Here is a 1602-nt window from a genome sequence, read left to right on the forward strand (position 1 = left end):
CTAACACATATGAGCCCAACTCCCGTCAATAGGTAATAGTAGTTCTCTGGCTGCTTTAGCAGTCAGTCCAAATCTCTGTGCCAAACCTCCTAGCTTCATCTGTCGTGGTTATCGTCAGGCATCACCTGCGGCAAACACATATAGAGGCTCTCTTAATACGATCTCATCGCTGCCTGTTACTATGCAATCCTTTACGTGTACAGGGGCACTAGACATTCATCGGTTAACCTGATGCTGGCACTATTCAAACGTAGTGGCTGATTTCTGTCGCCAGTTAGGGGCAGGCTCAGTTCAGGTGCAAGCGATTTAGCACAGAGTATTGATGCGCAACAGACGGATGTCTAATCAAAGCGTAGTGGCTGTGGACACTGGTATAGTTCATGTTGAACAGGTTCTTTTCCCTAAATCATCATGAACACAATACTCGCCATTCGACCAGTTAGGCGTTCAGCTCATCCGCCTGTGCGACTTACCCTGCTAAAAAGCGTTCACTGTCGAATACCGTCTGGTTCTTTAGCATAAAATACATGCAGCGACCTAGTTTATGTGCCAATGCAGAGAGTGCTTTTGCTTTGCTCATTCGTTTCTGCAGCTTAGCGAGATAGGCTTGCGCCGGAGGATTACCCTTCAAAAACAGCACTGCGGCTTCAGAGAACGCCCATTTAAGGTGCGCGTTACCAATTTTATTACCCTGCGTACCGTAGGCTTTACCGGCTGATTCCGCTTTACATTTAACTAGCCGAGAATAAGACGCAAACTTCTGAACACTGTCGAAGCGCTTAATAGTGCCAATCTCATAAAGAATGGTGAGGGCCAATACTCGCCCAACGCCAGGTAATGAACGCAACAAATAGTAGTCACGGCCGTTGTCATGTTTAGTCAATTTTTCTACATAACATTCAATGCTACTGACTTCATGGTCATAAACTTCAATTAATCGTAGATTCATATCAATACTGCGTTGAACCTGTGGATTGGGGAAATATCCGCGCATTGCATCGCGACCGGTGGTGTAGCTTAGGTCTGATTTTTCAGGTACTGGTAGGTTGTACTGTGACAACGCATTCTTTATGAATGCCTTTAACTCGGCACTATGGCGCATAGCATTCGTTCGTCTACGTAATAAATCTCGAATAGCACGCTTCTCCTTGGGATAAACGTAAGCCAAAGGAAAATTACCACCTCGCATAAGCTTGGCAATTTTATACGCATCAATTTTATCGTTCTTGGTTTTACCGCCATGAATCGCCTTCATATAGAGGGCGTGGCCGAGAATAAAATCAATATTATGATGTTCGCAAAAATCACTGAGCCAGTACCAGCAATGCATACATTCTGCGCCCACCACAATATTCCCGATGTAGGGTGCAAGAAGGTTTAAGAGCTGCTCAGGAGAATCTTTTATCTTCTTATGAACCAGTATCTCGCCGCGAGCATCTAGGATGCATACATAAAGCATTCGTGCATGAAGATCGATTCCGCAGTAAAAAGGATGTAAGTTAGTATAGAATTGCATTGAGTCTTCTCCATTTTGGGTTTGGTCGCCTTCCAGCTTAGCCAATAAAATTGGTTAAGCTGGGGAGAAGGCTCAATAAGTATCAA

The 1602-nt window shown here is 44.6% G+C and carries 1 protein-coding gene; it reads right to left on the reverse strand.

Features of this window, described 5'->3' with window-relative positions:
* Positions 1–469 precede the first annotated feature (469 nt).
* Positions 470–1516, reverse strand: a complete 1047-nt coding sequence (locus BIZ39_RS21665; protein WP_187448091.1) for an IS110 family transposase — start codon at positions 1514–1516, stop codon at positions 470–472.
* Positions 1517–1602: the final 86 nt, after the last annotated feature.

The organism is Alteromonas sp. BZK5, from assembly GCF_014349115.1.
GTDB classification, from domain to species: Bacteria; Pseudomonadota; Gammaproteobacteria; order Enterobacterales; family Alteromonadaceae; genus Alteromonas; species Alteromonas macleodii.